At 63.4% G+C, this 560-nt stretch carries 1 protein-coding gene; it reads right to left on the bottom strand.

Annotation, left to right across the window (positions count from 1 at the left end; genetic code table 11):
* The coding region (locus FK268_RS23615; protein ID WP_146437889.1) for a peptide ABC transporter substrate-binding protein at positions 1-560 on the bottom strand (560 nt) is incomplete at both ends.

Here is a 560-nt window from a genome sequence, read left to right on the forward strand (position 1 = left end):
CCCCGCTCCACCCCGGGATCGATCGAGCCGTGAACTCGACCGACGGGTTCCGGAAGCCCTGGAAGACCACGTCGATGATCTGCTGCCGATCGATCGACATGGAGATGGCCTGGCGACGCAGGCGCCCCTCCTCGTCGTTCCCGAAGTGCTCCAGGAACTGCGGGATCACGAAGGACTGCGTCTGCGCGGTCGGGCGCACGATGGCCTTCTTGCCCAGCGTCTTCTGGAAGGAGCGCAGCGCGCTGTTGGGGATGGTGTCGAGCGCGTCCAGGTTCCCCGAGGTCAGATCGACGTAGGCAGGGTCGTACGACTCGTACATGACGAAGGTGAGCCCGCCGTTCTTCGGCTTGGGACCCTTGTACTCATCGAAGCGGACGGTCTCGAGCTGGACGTTGTGCCGCCATTGCTTCAGCTTGTACGGTCCGTTGCCCACCGGATTCTGGCCGAACTTCTCCTTGCCCTCCGTGAAGAAGACGTCGGGAAGCGGCACGAACGGGACGTAGCCCAGGGCCAGCTTGAAGTCGATGTTCGGTGCAGCGAGGTCGATCGTGAACGTGTAG

Origin of the sequence: Tsukamurella sputi (assembly GCF_007858445.1) — a bacterium.
GTDB lineage: Bacteria > Actinomycetota > Actinomycetes > Mycobacteriales > Mycobacteriaceae > Tsukamurella > Tsukamurella sputi.